The sequence below is a fragment of the Bacillus cereus genome, from assembly GCF_002561295.1.
GTDB lineage: Bacteria > Bacillota > Bacilli > Bacillales > Bacillaceae_G > Bacillus_A > Bacillus_A cereus_S.
This window is the reverse complement of record NZ_NTUG01000038.1, coordinates 18,520-36,150: the sequence shown is the minus strand read 5'-3', so window position 1 is coordinate 36,150 and position 17,631 is coordinate 18,520. Positions and strand designations below refer to the sequence as shown.

The window sequence follows — 17,631 nt, the reverse complement described above, 5'->3', positions numbered from 1 at the left end:
ATCCTTACTCCTCTCTATTGTTTCGTTACAGGTGCAAACTTTGCTAATAAACGTTTAATACCAATCGGGCTTGGGAATGCAATATCTAATTCTTTTGCATCACCTTCACCTTTCACACTTACAACTGTACCTACACCCCATTTTTGATGGGACGCTTTATCACCTACAGCCCAGCCAATTTGCTCTCCTCCTGTTGTTTTTGCTGCCGGTCGCACAAATGCAGAACGAGAGCGTGTTGTTGTAGCTGTTGTTCTTGCTTTTGCCCCAAATGTTTCTTTTTTTGGTGCTGTTTCATTTAATGACTCTAGTAACTCTGTCGGAATTTCTGAAATAAATCGAGATGCCGCGTTCATATTTGTTCTACCAAATAAAGTACGCATTTGGGCATTCGATAAGTATAACTCTTCTTCTGCACGAGTGATCCCTACATAAGCTAAGCGGCGTTCTTCTTGCATTTCATCTTCTTCCATAAGAGAACGAGTATGAGGGAAGACACCTTCCTCTAAACCAATAATAAAGACAACCGGGAACTCTAATCCTTTTGCCGAGTGCATCGTCATTAAAATAACTTCTTCGCCAGCAGTTGGATCTTCATCCACACGATCAATATCCGCAACAAGCGCTAAATCTGTTAAGAAAGCAACAAGACTCTTATCTTCACTTTGTGACTCAAATGTTTGCGTAACAGATAAGAACTCATCTAAGTTTTCAAGTCGTCCTTCTGCTTCTAAAGAACGTTCATTTTTTAACATATCACGGTAACCTGTTTTCTCGATTACTTCTTCTACTAGTTCCGTAACAGACAAATATTCTTGCATATTTACCCAATTGTGTAATAGACTCGCGAATTCTTTTACTGCTTTTGTAATTTTTGCACTTACCCCAACATGTTCAATTTCATCTAGTACAGTTGTTAATGAAATTCCATTTTGTACGCCGTAATTAATAATTTTATCAATAGAAGTGGCACCGATTCCGCGTTTTGGCATGTTAATAATACGCGCGAAACTAATTTCATCATCCGGGTTTGCAATTAAACGTAAGTAAGCCAAAATATCTTTAATCTCTTTACGGTCGTAGAACTTAATACCGCCGACAATTTTATATGGAATGTTGGACTTTAAGAAAATTTCCTCCACCATACGAGACTGTGCATTCGTACGATACAGAACCGCAAAGTCTGTATATTTTCGATTTCCCATTTGAATTTCATCACGAATTTTTTTCGCAACAAAATATGCTTCATCCTTTTCCGTCGCAGCACGGTAATACGAAATCTTACTTCCAATTTGATTATCCGTCCATAATTTTTTCGGTTTACGATTTGAATTATTTTCAATGACAGCGTTGGCCGCATTTAAAATACTTTGTGATGAACGGTAATTTTGTTCTAACAAGATAACCTGTGCATTTTCATAGTCCTTTTCAAATGACAAAATGTTAGAAATATCAGCCCCACGCCAACGATAAATCGACTGGTCAGAATCACCAACAACGCAAAGATTTTTAAAGCGAGCTGCTAATTTATTTACAAGAATGTATTGTGCTCTGTTCGTATCTTGATACTCATCGACATGAATATACTGGAATTTACGTTGATAAAATTCCAACACTTCTGGAATACGATCAAATAATTGAATCGTAGTCATAATTAAATCATCAAAGTCTAATGAATTATTTTTCAGAAGACGCTTTTGATACTCTGTATATACATCACTTGTTAATTTCTCAAATGGATCAGCAATTGAAATTTGTTTTGCATATTTGTCAGCTGACAACAATTCATTTTTCGCATTACTAATGCCACCTAAAATAGAACGCGGATCAAATTTCTTCGGATCGATATTGCGCTCTTTCATAATTTTCTTCACTACAGTGAGCTGATCACTCGCATCTAAAATCGTAAAGTTTCGGTTAATCCCAATACGATCAATATCACGTCGTAAAATACGTACGCACATCGAGTGGAATGTAGAAATCCAAATATCCTCTGCTTCTGGACCAACAAGTGTATCAATACGCTCACGCATTTCACGAGCTGCTTTATTTGTAAAAGTAATCGCTAATACATTCCACGGTGCTACGCCTTTTTCACCAAGTAAATATGCGATGCGGTGTGTTAGCACACGCGTCTTACCACTACCTGCACCCGCCATTAATAAAAGTGGCCCATTTGTCGTTTGTACCGCCTTTTGTTGCTCTGGATTTAAACCATTTAATAATTTATCAGTTATACTCATATGTGCCTTCACCTACTCTCCTTTTACAGCTTTTACTGTTTGTAACGCTGCTTTTATATCATCATAAATTACATTACCTACAACGACTGTATCAGCGTACTGCGCCATTTCTTTTGCCTCTTTCGCACTTGAAATCCCGCCGCCATAATACAACTTTGCTTGTTGCAATTCTGCCTTTACATTTTTAACAAGTTCAATATCTCCGTAAGTACCGCTATATTCCAAATAGAAAATTGGCAAGTTCAGAAGCTTGTCTGCCATACGTGCATACGCAATCACATCTTCTTCTGTTAAATCACATTTTGCTTCTGTAATTTGCGCTACCTTCGCTTCAGGATTTAAAACACAATATCCTTCCATGAAAATCTCATCCCAGTTCATAATATCCCCAAATTCTTTCAATGCCTCATGGTGAATCCCCGTTATCCATTCTACTTTGCGGCTATTTAAAACACTTGGGATGTAATAAAAATCAAACCCTGGTGTAAGTGCTTCAATATCAGAAACCTCTAACACACAAGGAACTGCATATCTACGAATGCTCACTAGCATATGTAATACATTATCTATCGTTACTCCATCACTTCCGCCTACAATTACTGCATCAGTTCCAGATTCACAAATCATTTCTAAATGTTCATCGCTTAATTCTTTATTTGGATCAAGCTTAAATACATGTTTCCACTGTGAAATATCGTACATGAAAACACCCTTTCTTTTATCTAATCATCTTTATATGTTTTTTCAAAAAAGCAGTTATCTTGACCGGACTTTTTAAACTTCCTTTTATGCATTCTTACATTATAACAAAAAAACACACCTATACACACGCCCAATCCGACATCTTTTTCAACGTCAAATGTTGGATTACATATCGCGAAACTTACATGGAATAATAACAAATGAAATAGTATCTTCTATTTCTAAGCTGATGAAGAAGGAGTGTTTTCTTTGATAAAACAAAACATCGGCATAATGAATGCTTTAATCCGAATTACACTCGGTTTGGTCGTTCTAAGTTGTAGCACAGCTAAACTTACACGTAAACCATGGTGCACTTGGTCAAAGGTTTTGCTGTGGCTTAGTGCAATGAAAATTGCAGAGGGGATTATTCGTTTCTGCCCGATTACTGAAGCATGTAAATTCGGAAAATATATGAACATGGGTGACTTTAAAATACCTAGCATGGATTTTAATAAAAAAGGACATGCTAAAGAAGAAGTAAGTCATACTTCCAGTGCTGACACCAAAAAGTCACAAGGAAGTTATGACGCTTCTGACAAAGAGATTGAGTCAGCGATTGAAGAAGCAATCCTGGCAAAACCGCTTTGAATCATTTGTCACGATGCAAGATGCTCTCAAAGGGACTTAGCTGCTGCAGTGGGCGGCTAAGTCTTCTTTATTTTACCACAAAACAGAACTAACGTTCTGTTTTGTTTTATTTTTCTAAACGATTCGCATAAAGTGAAACTTTAAGCAGTGGGGTTTTTCTACATCCCTCACTGCTTATCAGTCCTCACCTATCTTCTTTAGCCGCTAGAGCTGGAAATCGTTTTCTTGAGGTGGGGGGGCTTACTGCCCGCAAATAGCGGGGTAAAAAAGCACACCTAAAAACCACTTCCCCCTCACTCTTCTAATAACCACTTTTTATTTTTCAGAAAATTATACTTTCTCCCCTTGCATTTTATGATATAAAAGTGATATCATTTTTATATCAAGAGGAGGCGATTCGTATGAGAGAAAAACAAGTATTTTACGTAAATGGTTTTCTAGGTATCTTAGGCCTTTTAGCCTTAGCAGGTATCGGTGTATTTTTCCTTGTACAAGAGATATTTGTGGTAGCAATCTTATGTCTTGTTTTAGCGGGAGTTCTCGGAACAGGCATTGGTATTGTCCAACCAAACCAAGCAAAAGTTATTACATTTTTCGGTAACTATTTAGGAACAATCCGTCAAAATGGTTTATATTTAACAGTTCCTTTATCATTTCGTCAAACGGTTTCCCTTCGCGTAGAAAACTTTAATAGTAAAAAGTTAAAGGTGAACGATGTCGATGGGAATCCAATTGAAATTGCAGCTGTAGTCGTTTATAAAGTTGTTGATTCAGCAAAGGCCATTTTCGGTGTGGAACATTACGATGAATTCGTAGAAATTCAAAGTGAAACAGCAATTCGCCACGTTGCAACGAAATATCCGTATGATAATTTTCAAGATGAAAGTTGTATCACACTACGTGGGAATTCTGAGGAAATCTCCGAAGAATTAAAACGGGAATTAGAAGCGCGTTTAGAAATTGCTGGTGTAGAAGTATTAGAAACTCGCCTAACACATTTAGCTTATGCAACAGAAATTGCTCATGCGATGCTTCAGCGTCAACAAGCAAAAGCTGTATTAGCAGCAAGAAAAGAAATTGTTGAAGGCGCTGTTCAAATGGCTAAAGACTCTATTCAAAAGTTAGATGAAGAAGGTATACTTGATTTAGATGACGAACGTAAAGCAAATATGGTGAATAACTTATTGGTTGCTATCGTCTCAGATAAAGGTGCACAGCCAGTGATTAATACAGGAAGTCTATATTAAAGGTTGTAGGTAATATGGCTAAAAAGAAAAGTTTCCCATTACGTATCGACCCTGAATTACACGCAGTCATTGAAAAATGGGCGAATGATGAATTCCGCAGCGTTAACGCGCACATCGAGTATTTACTTCGAGAAATGGCAAAACAAAAGGGGAAGCTCAAAAAAGAGAAATAGACTTAAAAATTCCTTATTGAGTTCTTTCCCTTTAACAGATAAAGCGAAAACTATTTTATAAATAGGTTTTAAAATCCTTCAAAAAGTATATACTCATAGTAAGATTAGAAAAGAGAGTATCTGCCAATACTCTCTTCTTTATAATTATTTTGTTATTAGTTAAAAATGTTTACCCAACACCAGCAACAGCAAGAACAGCACCATCCACCTGGAGATAATGCACTCGCATTGAAATCTTTTTGATCTTCAATTTTTTTGATGATTTTCATATTTTCACCTCCCTTCATGTATCATCTTTTCTCACTTATGAATTTGGGTATTATTAGTTGTACCTTTTTGACATATAAGAATAGATGCAATCAAATTTATGGGAACGGTAAAATTTCCTTATTAAGCTCACTTCCATCTTGAAGGTACTCCTGGTATTTCTCATGCCCCAGCACTGGAACTCCTGCAATAAATGCTGGTGTGAACTCTTTCATATACACTTTTGAAATATAAATATTTTTAAATTGTTCTGAAATCCCAAGCCTTGATATAAAGGGCTCTAGATTAAATTCCTTTACATATTCTCTTATATTTTGATTAGTCTGTATTTTTCGGATTTCTGATAATAACCGCGGTTTATTACCTTTTACATACCAATCTAACTTATGTTGGTTACTCTTAAGCCCATAGTAAGATACCGCTTGATAGAATGTCTTGAAATTTCTCGGATCGTCATCTTCATCTACATCTAAAACACCATTCGAAAACTTTGAAGTAAGCCAATTAGGTGCGTAAACAATCTTTCTTGTATTATTAACTGCTTGTGTATATTCTTCCATAGAAGCTAAGATCGCTTTTTCAATATCAGGCGAAATGCCACCACCTGTATTAAATGAATATTTCGTCATATCATCATCAAACGACATCGCTGTGATTACATGAAAATTTTGTTGATCTACATTATGTCTGAAGAATCTAATGTTCTTTTCCTTTATGTAATCTTTATACTTAGCCAGTTGTTTATGCTTAATTTCATCGATAATAACCTCTTCGGGTTTGATTTTACAATACCAAGAAAGATTAATTTCATGACGCTCAATAATTTCCATCAAACCATGTTCGATCCCATGATTTTCTAAATAATGAGATGTCAATCCACCAGATGTAGCATAGCCAATTCGTTTTTCCTGATCACTTTTTGGCTTATAATACATAAGAATCAAGCAAGCTGGAATATAAATGTCTTCTCCACTATGCAAATCCTCCATAATCATCCAGCTTGTGTAAGTTTCCTCATCGAATTCTTCAAAGAGAAAATTCTCATCAAAAAACTGCTCCTCAGAAAAGCTTTTAATCTCTGAGGGATGAATAGCTTTAAACCCCTTTTCCTGAATATCTTTGTAGGTACCTAAAAAAACATTGTCTTTTTGAATAAAATATTCCAAACAAGCCATTAATCTCTCAAACGCTTCACCAAGAGACGAGCAAATCGCTTTATACAACGTAAACCCTTTTCCACCTGCGAAAATAGATTCATTTAATTTGACAGACATACTCGTTCTTCTTAGTAAGTAATTAAAAAAATAGTTAATATTCATAAATTCACAGTTACCAATGTAAAGTGGGAGTTCTGAAGATGGAGCCATGACTACATCAAGCTTCTTAATTAAATTAAAGTAACCTAGATAACTAGACATTTCTCGATAATTAGCAAAATCTTCATATTCGAACGAAGCAGGTTCAGAAATTTTTCTTTTATTTAAAATAGTAATGCTCACTTTACTACCTTTTTTTACGAATCCCATCTCATTTTCACACTCCTTAGTATAAGGTATAGGATTAGTCCTAAGCCTATTAAATAAAGGAGGCTAGATAACGAATCCTTCACTGAAAGCTCACCAATCCACAACATTTGAACAACTTCTATACTATGTGACATCGGAAAAATTTTCGCTCCCTGTTGAACATACTTTGGAAGAGATTCAAGTGGTAATACCACTCCTGAAGTGAAAAGTAATGCCATAAAAAAACCAGAAGAGACTAAGTTTGCTGTACGTGCTGATTTAATAAACAAAGCAAATAGAAAACCGATTGTATAAAAGATAAAGATTATTAATATATAGATAAATATAAACAAGATGGTTTCAAGAAAATTCATATAATAGGAAGCCTTATAAACAAAGATGGACATACTTACAAATAAAATGGTAGACAGAACACTAACTAAAGTAAATGTCATCAAAAGAGCAGCAAAATAGGATTTTAACTTTAATGGATATGTACTATACCTCTTTAGCACGCCCTGTTCTTTTAATTCTAAAATAGTAATTGGAATCCCCATTAAACCAGCATTTGCAAGTAAGAATACAATGTTAACGGGAACTACTGTATCAATTCCCCTTACATTCTCTCCATACTTCGTCGGTTCATCTCCAAAAGCACCCCCAAATACAATTGTTAAAATGATAGGAAGAACAACCATGAAAAATATCGAAACCGGTTCTCTTAATAAAGCTTTCAATTCAACTTTAAAGAATGCTATTCGTTTCTCCATATATTAATCCTCCACATCTTTTACCAAGTCACCTGTATGATAAAAATATATATCTTCTAAATTGACAGGGTGTAAACTAAATTTATTAGTCAATGCCACTTTTTCAAAATTACTATAGTCTTCTTTTTTCATAAAAAAATTATGAACAGAACCAGAAATTTTCCGTTCTAATAATGAACTCTTTTCCCCTAATAATTCTTTTAACTCTTTTAAGTGATGCTCCCGTGCCTTAATGACAAATCCATATTTAAAATCACGAATCAGCTCATTCGTTTTTCCACTCAAAATAATTTTCCCTTTATTTAACAGGAAGAGATAATCACTATATTGAGCAGCTTGGTTTAAATAATGATCCGATACGACAACAATATTTTCCCCAGCATACTCCCTAATCATGTTCCAAATTTCATCACGACTAAATGTATCCAATCCAGACACTGGTTCATCTAAAACTGCAATTTTATATTTAGGCATAAGCAGCATAGCAATTAGAACTCTTCTTTTCGTTCCACCAGATAATTTCTTTGTTTTTTGATAGTAATATTCCTGTAACTTATACTTTTTCAAATACTCATACGTATCAATGTTCAGTTGAAAAAGCTCTTTGACTAAATTTAATTCCTCCGCTACCGTACAATTTTTTCTTAAGGTATTTTGTTGTGTTAAAAAACCAACCTCTTGCTTTATACTGATATTATCGACTCTTTTATGATTAATTTTTATTTGTCCTTTTGTATAATCCCGCAAGCCTACAAGAATTTCTAATAGCGTTGTTTTTCCGCTACCATTCGGCCCAGCAATTAAATATACTCCTGGTTTATCAATAGACAAATTAATTTCGTCCAAAACAACATGATCTTCATAGTTTTTGACTAAAGTATTAACTTCAATTCCCAAAGCTACTAACCTCCAATTCTGTCGTTTTATTTTTCAAGGTAAAATAGTTATAGATAATATGAAAAAGAATTGAAAATAAAATACTATTTGTTAATAGAAAAATAACACCGCAAACAAATCCTAAGAAAGTTTTTGAGAAGATATCATACTTTGAAAATACAATATGGATAACTCCAAAGCTGACACTTCCTATTAGTAATAAAAAGATAGAAGGATAACTACTTTCTTGAAACAAATAATAGCGAAATAAAAACTCTTCTTGAATTGCAATAAGGAGAGAAATTAGAAAAGCTATAATTTGAACTTTACCTTTAAAAAAATAAGGGAAATCTAAAATCAGAACCTTGTTTGTTATCATATTAAGAACGATAAAGTCTGTAATAAAGAACAAAATAGCTAAGATGCTTACAACAACGATTATAAAGAGCGTTTTAAAAGAAAGTGTAAGCTGTGCATCAACTATGCCAAAATAAAAGGAATTTATGATAATACAAACAAACAATGCCCCCGCATAAATATATGGTGCTTTTTTTTTTGAATGTATAAAAACAATACAATGCCAATAAGAAAAAATAGCTGTACGAATACGATAACTTATTCCTCCTCCGGTTTATATCCAAAACACATTGAAAGGATAGGATATTCATTACTCGATAACCCTATTAACTTTTCTAGTTTATGTTCTAAATATCCAGCTACAGCACAAGATCCAATCCCATGATACTCCGCGAGTATTTGTAAATATGCAGACAAGATTCCTGTATCAACATGCGAAAAGCGATAAGCCCTCTTATAATATTTTGGTACGACTCTTTGCATATCAGCAACAATAAAGCAAACAAAATTACTATAAACAGTAAATTCGTTTTGAAAGTTTATTTCATTAATAAGAGGTCTCATATTGCCCCTATCTAATAAACAAATCTCATCATTTATAAAATCATAATAGTATAGTCCCTTTTCAATATTCTCCACATTATTAACGATGATGTATAAATCAAGATAGTTTAATCCCCCTTGTGTATTTGTATACTTAAAAGGATATTTCTTCTGATTGTATGCCCCTAAACCATAGTATTTAACACCAAAACTATAATGAATGATATTACTAAAAGTTTCAAAGTCGATTGTTTTATTTTCAAAATCCCTTAAAGAATGTCTGCCAGAAATAATTTGGAGAATATCCCCTTCGCAAAGTTTATTCTTATCTACCGAAAGCTTATATTTCACTTTACTTTTCTCAATCAAATCTTTTTTGTTATGCTCAATATAGTATTCATCATGCATGTACTTCATATAATTTTGAGTTTTATATGGTGTATCATCGATAATCTCATGCATGACCTTCACCTGGTCAATATCCGAAACATCTATAAGTTGTTCTTTTATACTTTGTAATTTCTCTGAGAGTTCATTAATTCTTGTTCCTTCCATTTTCTTCTCCTTTATGTCGCTTATTTTGTAATAAAAATAGATAGAATACTTCTTTCAACACCATCAAGTCTGAAAATTTCATTTATTTTTGTCGTTTCCAACAAGTCTATTTGTTCATATTTTTGATCGGTACTAGAGAAATATTGATTTATTTTATTTAAAATAGTTCCATATTGAATCAAGCCACTCTTATAGCCATATTCGCCTAGAAATAACATTTTTCGAATAGGAATGAATATAGGAATAAGAAGAATTGGATTTTTCTCATCCATAAGCTCTTGATTTACATCTTGAAAAGAGAAGTATTTATGTTGTTGAATTTTTTCTAAAATATGATTCGAATGATTTTTCCATTTAAACAAAAAGTCTTTTTGCGGTAAATACTGATACATTTCGCCATCCTTATAGATTAGTAAATCAACGATAAAAAACTCCCATTTTTCAAATCCGTTCAAATATTGAATGAAATTTTTAATTTTTATTGGAAAATCTTCTAAATCAACATATTTTTCCTTTTTAAGAACATACTCAGAATCTTGAGGATGAACCGTAGAACTGTGCCATTCAATCATCTTATTGTATAAATCAATGTTTTTCTGCATTTCATCTGTTTTCGTCAAATTTGAGTTTACATGGAAGTATTCTGCTGGTGAGAAATAATGTTCGCTCGTATGACGCGAAGCATAATAGGCTAAGTTCCCTTCAAGAAATTCAAAGTTATTTTCTGAGTAAGCAACATTTTCTTCAATATAGCGTTTAAAGGTAGCAATCTCTTCACCTGAAAATGTATCGTCTTTCTCCTCATCAAATATAATTTCAAGCATTTGTTTATCCATTTTCCCTCTTCCTTTCCATCATATGAACGCATGAACAAGATTTTTGTCACTTTGACAACTAGGACATTTTGGAAATTTAAGCAGTCTAGATTTCGTATTAATCATTCGTTCAAAATCAAGGGAGTAAGCATAGTAATTAATATTTGTATACGAAGAATAGTGATTGAGTAATAACACGGTTTGATTCACTAAAATATTGAAATGTAAATTATTTGAAGGTTTATGCGGATAATCTTGCTGAAGAAGTTGCTCTTTCATAATTTGATAGTCTAATAAATTATAGAAAGAAGATTCTCTTAAAATTTCAAAGTCGTTGTAGCAACCTATTTGACTAAAGTTAACTAACGGAATAATAATCCCTTCATTTCCATCTAGATAAGAGATGATCAATTTTTTATTTAATTCTAAACATAATTTATTGACTTTATAGAACGTACTAGGGGAAAAATGCTCTTTAAATACAAGGACATATTCAAAATCTTTTAGCTGCTCAAGTGCATTTTTTTCATTCTGAAGCTCTAAAAATTTTATATTATTAGATTCGCTTGAAGGATTTTCAAAAACAAAAGGTTGAATTTCGTAAGATTGTTCACAAAAGGCATTCATTATTACATCAACTTTCTCACTGTCTGTTATCACACAAATTTTCATATTTTTTTCCGTTACAGCTGATAGTTCACACAATATTTCAACTTCTAACAATTGATCCAATAAGCTTTTAATATAATTCGAATCAATATCTTCAATTCTCATTAAAAGCTGTGCTTCTAGATCATCACGACTTATTGGAAATGTAATCTCCTCAAATATAATTTCTAAAATACCAGATTGCTCTTCATCTTTTAAGTTAAATGAATAATTTGAGATACTCCCTTTCTTTACAAGATACTCATAGCGAGAACAGCGAATAAATTGCATCGTTTGACTAATTTTCAACATATCGATAACCTCCTTCAAATTTTCTCCATATATAAATCAAAACCGATAACCGTGCCGTTCATATCTACTTTTGCTATTTCAATAATATGATTTTTTTTAAAATCTAACTCATTTACAGTTAGTGCATCAGCGTATTCTACGAATTTTCCAACGGCCCTTCTAAAATCTTCCATATTGTTTGAAATAGAAATACAAATACTATCTTTTAATATGTACTTATAAACAAAAGTATATTGATCGTATACATCAAGAAACGCCTTAATATTAGTGGCATCCTCTATAAGGACCATGATTTGTAATGTGATAGTTTTCTTTTCTTCATTTCGCTCTATCACTTTTGTAATAACTTTATGGCAATGTTTATGACCATACTTTCCCAGTCGTTTAATAAGCTTGTCCATTTCTTTTTTCATTAGTAATGGATTGGCTATTTCTTTTTTAAACACAACTAAATTTTGAAATACTTGAGTCTCAATCTCTAATACTTTCATTTCACTCAAAATAGACATAACATTCCCCCTTCAGTGATGAAACAAATTAAAAAAAGAAGTTAGCTGTTTGTTGAGCCGCTTTTAAAGCCTCCTATAACTTGTTCTACATGAACATTAAAAACTAAAAAACACCTCTAATTTACAAATAATAACTTTGAAAAACATAATCGAACATGCAGAATTAATTATATAGGAGAATCTTCTCTCCAGATTTTCCTCTAAAACACTTCACTCTATGATGGACTATGTTATGATCAACAGGATAAAAGCGCCCTACATTTACAAATAATAACATAAAAGGGTCTATATTACTTTAATTATTTTTGAAATTTTTAAAATAATTAGAATTAGCAATATAGAATAATCTCTCCCCCCGTCGTGACACTCATTAAAAACATAGGATTCATTTTAAAATCAACATTTCAATCGTCTTACATGCTACAAGAGAAGTCTAATAAACGCGTTAAATGTAGCAGTTTTCACACTATCTTTCCAATAAATAAAGTATGTTGAGATAAATCTATTTTCATTTCATAACTGTGTTCCATAATCTGCTTCTAACCTTTTTATTTTTGCTGTTATGTTTGATTGGACAAAATTAAGCCTAGTTGCTGCTTTGGAAATACTTTTTTCTTGCGCTACCACATAAAAAGCTACAAAATCTTGTAAGTTCATTTTTCTCGTCCTTTCATTCGTATCATTTTTTTTGATATTACATATTAAAAAACAGTATTTTACGTACTATGTATATTCCCCTATCATATGTATTAAAAGCTGTTTCAAGAAGGGAGATTACATGAAAGAAACAAAGACATGGAAAATGATTCTATCCGGTATCTTTGCCTTAGTAGCTGTAATGGGCATCAGTCGTTTCGCTTACACACCCATTATTTCTTTTATGGAAAAGCAAGCTCATGTAGAGGAAGACCTCGCTGGATATTTAGCCTCCAGTAACTATCTCGGCTATCTGCTTGGTGCCTTCTTTATTGGATTTATTACGTTGAAAAATCGTGAAAAGGTATTACATCATTGTTTATTTTCCAACGTCCTTTCGACCCTTTGTATGGGCTTTACCTCTCAAATTTCCTTTTGGTTTCCTCTTCGGTTTATTGGAGGTTTTACGAGTGCTATCGTATTCGTTCTCGCCTCTAGTATTGTTCTAGATTATTTATTTCATCGGAATAAGATTGTACTAAGCGGGATGATTTATAGTGGTGTTGGAATTGGAATTATTTTCGCTGGATTATTCGCCCCTCTGTTCAACTCGCTTTGGTATTGGAAAGGGGCTTGGATTGGACTCGGTCTTATTAGCTTTAGTTTAGCCATTTTTGTATGGAAATGGTTAAAAGAAGATACTAGACATACTGTGCAAAAATCAAAAGTTACTGCAATAAATACGACTCATAGAAAAAACTATTTATTTTGGCTCATTTTAGCTTATGGATTTGAAGGATCCGGCTACATCATTACTGGAACCTTTCTCGTCACCATTGTAGAGAGGATTACCTTTTCATCCTTTTATGCATCTTGTAGCTGGATTATTGTGGGCATCGCCGTTATTCCATCCAGCTATATTTGGTCAAACATTGCTCAAAAATACGGAACAACACGCGCGCTTATCTCTGCCTACTTACTACAAATTATAAGCGTTCTTTCTCCCATTCTACTCCCCAATGTGTTTGGTGCATTTTTAAGCGCCTTTCTGCTTGGCGCTACTTTTGTAGGCATCACAATTTTAACAACTACAGAAGCGAAAAGAATTAAGCCAAATGAAAGTAATAAAATTATTGGCTATACAACGGGTATTTACGGTATTGGTCAAATTATTGGTCCAATTTTCACAGGGATTATCGCAAAACAGACACAGAGCTTCTATTTTCCACTTATCGGTGCTGCGCTTACTTTGATTATTTCAATTTTACTATTATTATTAGGTGAACTAAAATGCAAACAGATTCGTGCTAAACGAACTTCTATAGATACAAATACTCCTTGAAACATTCAGCATACAAAGTCCTTTATCCTATTCATCTCCCTATACAAAAATACACCCGCTAACTGCGGGTGTATTTTCATAAATCATCTCGGCTAAAATCACACTCTTTTAACGGGACAACCTTCGTCTTTTTCATAAACTTATAACCTAACCAAAGAATAAGAAACACTGGCACACTAATATATGATACAAGCATTCCATACCAATTAATCTCTCCTCCAGAAACCACTTCACTACCTTGTCCAATAATCACAACGATACATAATAGTAACGTAAACAACGGACCAAACGGATACCATTTTGCCTTAAATTTTAGTTCATTTAAGTCTCTTCCTTGCGCCATGTATGCTTTACGAAATCTATAATGACAGATTGCGATTCCAATCCATGTTAAAAATCCCGTTAATCCCGTCATATTAAGTAGCCATATATAAACAGCGCCATCGCCAATGAATGATGATAAAAAAACGAGTAATCCAAAAATAATATTTGCATACAAAGCATAAGTAGGAACTCCTCTTCTATTTACCTTTCGCAAAATTTTAGGCGCTTTTCCTTCTTGCGCAAGAGCCCAAAGCATGCGAGTAGAAGCATACATAGAAGAATTACAAGCTGAAAGCACAGAAGTTAAAATAACAGCATTCATTAATGATGCCGCAAATGCAAGTCCAGCTTTTTGAAAAACTAAAGTAAACGGACTAATAGAAATATGATCCACATCCGATTTAAGAAGACTCGGGTCTGTATACGGAATAATAATCCCTATTACAGCTATGGCTAACACATAAAAAATGAGCACCCTCCAAAAAACACTGCGAATCGCCCGAGGAACGTTTCTCTCTGGATCTTCACTTTCACCAGAAGCAATACCGACCATTTCTGTACCTTGAAAGGAGAAACCAGCAATCATAAAAACACCGACTATAGCCAAAAATCCTCCTTTGAAGGGAGCCTCCCCCATCGTAAGATTATGAAATCCTACTGCCGGAGTAAAGAATATACCAAGTATCATTAAAATACCAATTACTAAAAATAGAATAATTGTAACAACTTTAATACCAGCAAACCAAAACTCTGATTCACCATACCCTCTAACAGACAGTACATTTAATAAAAATATAAGCGTCAAAAAAAGTATCCCCCATAAAATATCCGAGGATTCTGGCAACCAATATTTCATAACTAAGGCACCTGCTGCTAGTTCAGCCGGAATCGTTGTAGCCCAGCTTAACCAATAATTCCAACCAAGTGTAAATCCAAACGCTGGATCAACAAAGCGTGTCCCATACGTTTCAAATGAACCTGACGTTGGTAGGTAGGTTGCCATTTCACCAAGACTCGTCATCAAAAAGTAAACCATACATCCAATAGCAAGATATGCTACAAACGCTCCTCCCGGCCCTGCTTGACTAATCGTAGCACCACTTGCAACAAATAATCCCGTACCAATTGCACCACCAATTGCAATCATAGATATATGTCTTGGTCGTAAACCTCGATTGAGCTTTCCTCCGATAATAGGTGATGTGTTAACATTTGATTTTGTCTCTAAATTATCCATTGCCTTCCCTCTTTCTTTACGATATTTTGGAAAATGGATGAACTAAAAATATAAAGTGAAACTTTAATCAGTGGGGGTTTCTCCATCCCCCACTGATTATTAGTTGAACCAATCGGGCTTTTACGGACAGTTCATCTCCCACCTAACTTCTTTAGAAAAGCGGAAACGGCTGGAGATTTTAGCCGCTAGAGCTGGACATCGCTTCCGCTGAATTTTGAGGTGGGAGTGTTACTGTCCGTTAATGCAGGATAAAATTACTATCGATTAATTTTCGGAATTTTTAGTTTATTTAAAGCGTAATCATTGTTATATCTCTTCAACATGAGAGAAAAGGCAATCAAGAAAGCTCTTGATTGCCCTCTACCCTAAATCAACTCCGGTAACTGTACCTTTTTCTGATAAGCTCTCCATGTAATACACCATTTTTTCGGATCATCTAGAAAATCCTGTTCATCTAATTTATGAATCGTACTATTTTGCGGAGCATTTTGAATGATTTCAGGATTTTCATATGCCTCTTGCGAAATTTGTTCAAGTGCCGCAATATACTCATCTAAATCGGCCTTAGAATAACTCTCAGTCGGTTCTAACGTAAACGGCTCAGGAACAATATATGGATGGTGACTCGTCCAGTAATGTAAACCGAAATCCGTCATTCTTCTTTGAACATCTTCTGTCGTAATACCCGTTGCATTTTTCATCTCTTCCCAACTATAACGAACTTGCTCAAGCCGCTGCCCTTTTACATACGGAGCACTTGCACCACGAATTTTTTGTACTTTATGATACATATAATTGTTGTTTAACACAGCCGTTGTTGCCACTTCTTTTAATCCTTCTGGCCCTAGAGCACGAATCCATGCATAAGCCCTTAAAATCGTTTGTGCTACTCCATGGAAAGCACGTACTTTTCCAATAGAATGTTTCAATTCATGATTTAAATAATATTTCCCTTCATCGCACTCAACAATTGGTCCTGGTAAGTACTCTTTTAACTCTTTACTCACTCCCAGTGCACCCGTTGCTGGTCCACCACACATATGAGGAGCTGCAAATGTTTTATGAAGATTAAAGAAACACATATCAAATCCTGCTTCTTTCGCCCGAGTAACCCCAAGAAGGCCGTTTGCATTTGCTTGGTCGTAGTAACAAATCCCACCAGCTTCATGAACAACTCTCGTAAACTCTTTAATCTTCGAATTAAAAATCCCTGTATCTTCAGGATTCGCCACAACAAACCCTGCTGTTCTTTCTGAAACAACAGCTTTTAACTTTTCAAGATCTGGAAATCCGTCTTTATCGGGATGAAGCGTAATGATTTTAAAACCTTTAACAGCCGCTGTAGCTGCTTGTGAAGGATGAGAAAAAATGGTTGTAATAATTTCATTCCGTTTTTCTCCTTCTCCCCGGGATTCATGATATTTTCTTACAATGGATGCCATAGCAAATAAAGCTTGCGTACCACCACTCGGTTGAAATGAAAAATGATCCATACCAGAAATTTCTCTCATACAAAGATCCAATTTATATATAATCTCCAGCATTCCCTGAACCGTACTTTCATCTTGAAGAGGATGTAGTTCCATTATTTTAGGATTTCGTACTAATAATTCATTAATTTTAGGAATATATTTCATCGTACAAGTTCCTTGCCCAATTTCAACATTAAAATCTGATCCTAATGTCTCTTGCGAAAGTCTCACATAATGCCTTAACACACGTGCTTGACTGATTTCCGGAAGTCTCGCTCTTTCTTTTCTATACATAGAATGAGGAATCTTTGAAACTCCATCACCAACTTCTTGCACAATCGTTTCATCTGCTACTGGAACTTCTACGCCCCTTTCTCCTTGCTGGTGAAGTTCAAAAATAATTGGTTCATTCCATTTCGCTTGATGAAAGTCACGGACTTTACTATTCTTTTTAATTTTCTTCATCAGTCG

Annotated in this window: 16 protein-coding genes and 1 pseudogene; 4 read left to right on the top strand and 13 right to left on the bottom strand. The window is 34.2% G+C overall.

The window, feature by feature from the left end:
* Window positions 1–14: 14 nt before the first annotated feature.
* Both pcrA and CN373_RS20515 read right to left on the bottom strand, forming a co-directional pair.
* Window positions 15–2,252, bottom strand: coding sequence for a DNA helicase PcrA (pcrA, locus tag CN373_RS20520; RefSeq protein WP_000643637.1), 2,238 nt, complete (start codon window positions 2,250–2,252; stop codon window positions 15–17).
* On the bottom strand, window positions 2,253–2,942 hold the full coding sequence (locus CN373_RS20515) for a heptaprenylglyceryl phosphate synthase (protein WP_000272114.1): 690 nt from the start codon (window positions 2,940–2,942) through the stop codon (window positions 2,253–2,255).
* A gap of 252 nt (window positions 2,943–3,194) precedes the next feature.
* Between CN373_RS20515 and CN373_RS20505 the strand changes: the two genes are divergently transcribed.
* The 3 genes from CN373_RS20505 to CN373_RS20495 all read left to right on the top strand — a co-directional run bounded on the left by CN373_RS20505 (window position 3,195) and on the right by CN373_RS20495 (window position 4,992).
* Entirely contained in the window at window positions 3,195–3,572 is a 378-nt protein-coding gene (locus CN373_RS20505; RefSeq protein WP_033664602.1) for a YgaP family membrane protein, read from the top strand.
* Window positions 3,573–3,973: 401 nt separating this feature from the next.
* Window positions 3,974–4,819: an SPFH domain-containing protein gene (locus CN373_RS20500; protein WP_001208439.1), complete on the top strand. Its 846-nt coding sequence runs from the start codon at window positions 3,974–3,976 to the stop codon at window positions 4,817–4,819.
* Window positions 4,820–4,833: 14 nt separating this feature from the next.
* Window positions 4,834–4,992, top strand: a complete 159-nt coding sequence (locus tag CN373_RS20495; protein WP_001085175.1) for a toxin-antitoxin system HicB family antitoxin — start codon at window positions 4,834–4,836, stop codon at window positions 4,990–4,992.
* 365 nt (window positions 4,993–5,357) lie between these two features.
* On the opposite strand, the gene CN373_RS20490 is transcribed toward CN373_RS20495, so the two are convergent.
* The 9 genes and pseudogenes from CN373_RS20490 to CN373_RS20450 all read right to left on the bottom strand — a co-directional run.
* The gene (locus tag CN373_RS20490) at window positions 5,358–6,785 is read right to left on the bottom strand and encodes a YcaO-like family protein (protein ID WP_000508138.1); all 1,428 of its coding nucleotides are present in this window, start codon (window positions 6,783–6,785) and stop codon (window positions 5,358–5,360) included.
* Complete coding sequence (locus CN373_RS20485; protein ID WP_000415336.1) at window positions 6,773–7,534, bottom strand: ABC transporter permease; 762 nt, start codon at window positions 7,532–7,534, stop codon at window positions 6,773–6,775. Before CN373_RS20485 ends, CN373_RS20490 begins: the two co-directional genes overlap by 13 nt.
* Before the next feature lie 3 nt (window positions 7,535–7,537).
* Window positions 7,538–8,431 (bottom strand): ABC transporter ATP-binding protein, encoded by an 894-nt coding sequence (locus CN373_RS20480; protein ID WP_000510779.1) that lies wholly within the window; start codon window positions 8,429–8,431, stop codon window positions 7,538–7,540.
* Window positions 8,421–8,789 carry a CPBP family intramembrane glutamic endopeptidase gene (locus CN373_RS26225; RefSeq protein ID WP_430794193.1) on the bottom strand — a complete coding sequence of 123 codons (369 nt, stop codon included), beginning with the start codon at window positions 8,787–8,789 and terminating at the stop codon, window positions 8,421–8,423. The genes CN373_RS20480 and CN373_RS26225 overlap by 11 nt, the downstream gene beginning before the upstream one ends.
* Before the next feature lie 236 nt (window positions 8,790–9,025).
* Window positions 9,026–9,865: a SagB family peptide dehydrogenase gene (locus tag CN373_RS20470; RefSeq protein ID WP_000399270.1), complete on the bottom strand. Its 840-nt coding sequence runs from the start codon at window positions 9,863–9,865 to the stop codon at window positions 9,026–9,028.
* A gap of 20 nt (window positions 9,866–9,885) precedes the next feature.
* Entirely contained in the window at window positions 9,886–10,701 is an 816-nt protein-coding gene (locus CN373_RS20465) for a hypothetical protein (RefSeq protein ID WP_000360811.1), read from the bottom strand.
* Between the two features lie 18 nt (window positions 10,702–10,719).
* Window positions 10,720–11,640, bottom strand: coding sequence for a hypothetical protein (locus CN373_RS20460; protein ID WP_000913092.1), 921 nt, complete (start codon window positions 11,638–11,640; stop codon window positions 10,720–10,722).
* 14 nt (window positions 11,641–11,654) lie between these two features.
* A complete protein-coding gene (locus tag CN373_RS20455; protein ID WP_000025788.1) occupies window positions 11,655–12,149 on the bottom strand; it encodes a hypothetical protein in 495 nt (164 codons plus the stop codon).
* A 516-nt stretch (window positions 12,150–12,665) separates the two neighbouring features.
* A pseudogene (locus tag CN373_RS20450) lies at window positions 12,666–12,806 on the bottom strand (LysR family transcriptional regulator); the annotation flags it as partial.
* 121 nt (window positions 12,807–12,927) lie between these two features.
* Between CN373_RS20450 and CN373_RS20445 the strand changes: the two are divergent.
* On the top strand, window positions 12,928–14,127 hold the full coding sequence (locus CN373_RS20445; RefSeq protein WP_098360066.1) for a YbfB/YjiJ family MFS transporter: 1,200 nt from the start codon (window positions 12,928–12,930) through the stop codon (window positions 14,125–14,127).
* A 76-nt stretch (window positions 14,128–14,203) separates the two neighbouring features.
* On the opposite strand, the gene CN373_RS20440 is transcribed toward CN373_RS20445, so the two are convergent.
* Window positions 14,204–15,688, bottom strand: coding sequence for an amino acid permease (locus CN373_RS20440; protein WP_000369234.1), 1,485 nt, complete (start codon window positions 15,686–15,688; stop codon window positions 14,204–14,206).
* Window positions 15,689–16,053: 365 nt separating this feature from the next.
* Entirely contained in the window at window positions 16,054–17,625 is a 1,572-nt protein-coding gene (gene gcvPB, locus CN373_RS20430) for an aminomethyl-transferring glycine dehydrogenase subunit GcvPB (protein WP_000721398.1), read from the bottom strand.
* Between the last annotated feature and the right edge of the window lie 6 nt (window positions 17,626–17,631).

Coding starts and splice junctions, on each gene's coding strand:
- CN373_RS20515 (WP_000272114.1), bottom strand. CDS start 2,942: ATGTACGATATTTCACAGTGGAAACATGTATTTAAGCTTGATCCAAAT.
- CN373_RS20500 (WP_001208439.1), top strand. CDS start 3,974: ATGAGAGAAAAACAAGTATTTTACGTAAATGGTTTTCTAGGTATCTTA.
- CN373_RS20495 (WP_001085175.1), top strand. CDS start 4,834: ATGGCTAAAAAGAAAAGTTTCCCATTACGTATCGACCCTGAATTACAC.
- CN373_RS20490 (WP_000508138.1), bottom strand. CDS start 6,785: ATGGGATTCGTAAAAAAAGGTAGTAAAGTGAGCATTACTATTTTAAAT.
- CN373_RS20485 (WP_000415336.1), bottom strand. CDS start 7,534: ATGGAGAAACGAATAGCATTCTTTAAAGTTGAATTGAAAGCTTTATTA.
- CN373_RS26225 (WP_430794193.1), bottom strand. CDS start 8,789: ATGATAACAAACAAGGTTCTGATTTTAGATTTCCCTTATTTTTTTAAA.
- CN373_RS20470 (WP_000399270.1), bottom strand. CDS start 9,865: ATGGAAGGAACAAGAATTAATGAACTCTCAGAGAAATTACAAAGTATA.
- CN373_RS20465 (WP_000360811.1), bottom strand. CDS start 10,701: ATGGATAAACAAATGCTTGAAATTATATTTGATGAGGAGAAAGACGAT.
- CN373_RS20460 (WP_000913092.1), bottom strand. CDS start 11,640: ATGTTGAAAATTAGTCAAACGATGCAATTTATTCGCTGTTCTCGCTAT.
- CN373_RS20455 (WP_000025788.1), bottom strand. CDS start 12,149: ATGTCTATTTTGAGTGAAATGAAAGTATTAGAGATTGAGACTCAAGTA.
- CN373_RS20445 (WP_098360066.1), top strand. CDS start 12,928: ATGAAAGAAACAAAGACATGGAAAATGATTCTATCCGGTATCTTTGCC.
- CN373_RS20440 (WP_000369234.1), bottom strand. CDS start 15,688: ATGGATAATTTAGAGACAAAATCAAATGTTAACACATCACCTATTATC.
- gcvPB (WP_000721398.1), bottom strand. CDS start 17,625: ATGAAGAAAATTAAAAAGAATAGTAAAGTCCGTGACTTTCATCAAGCG.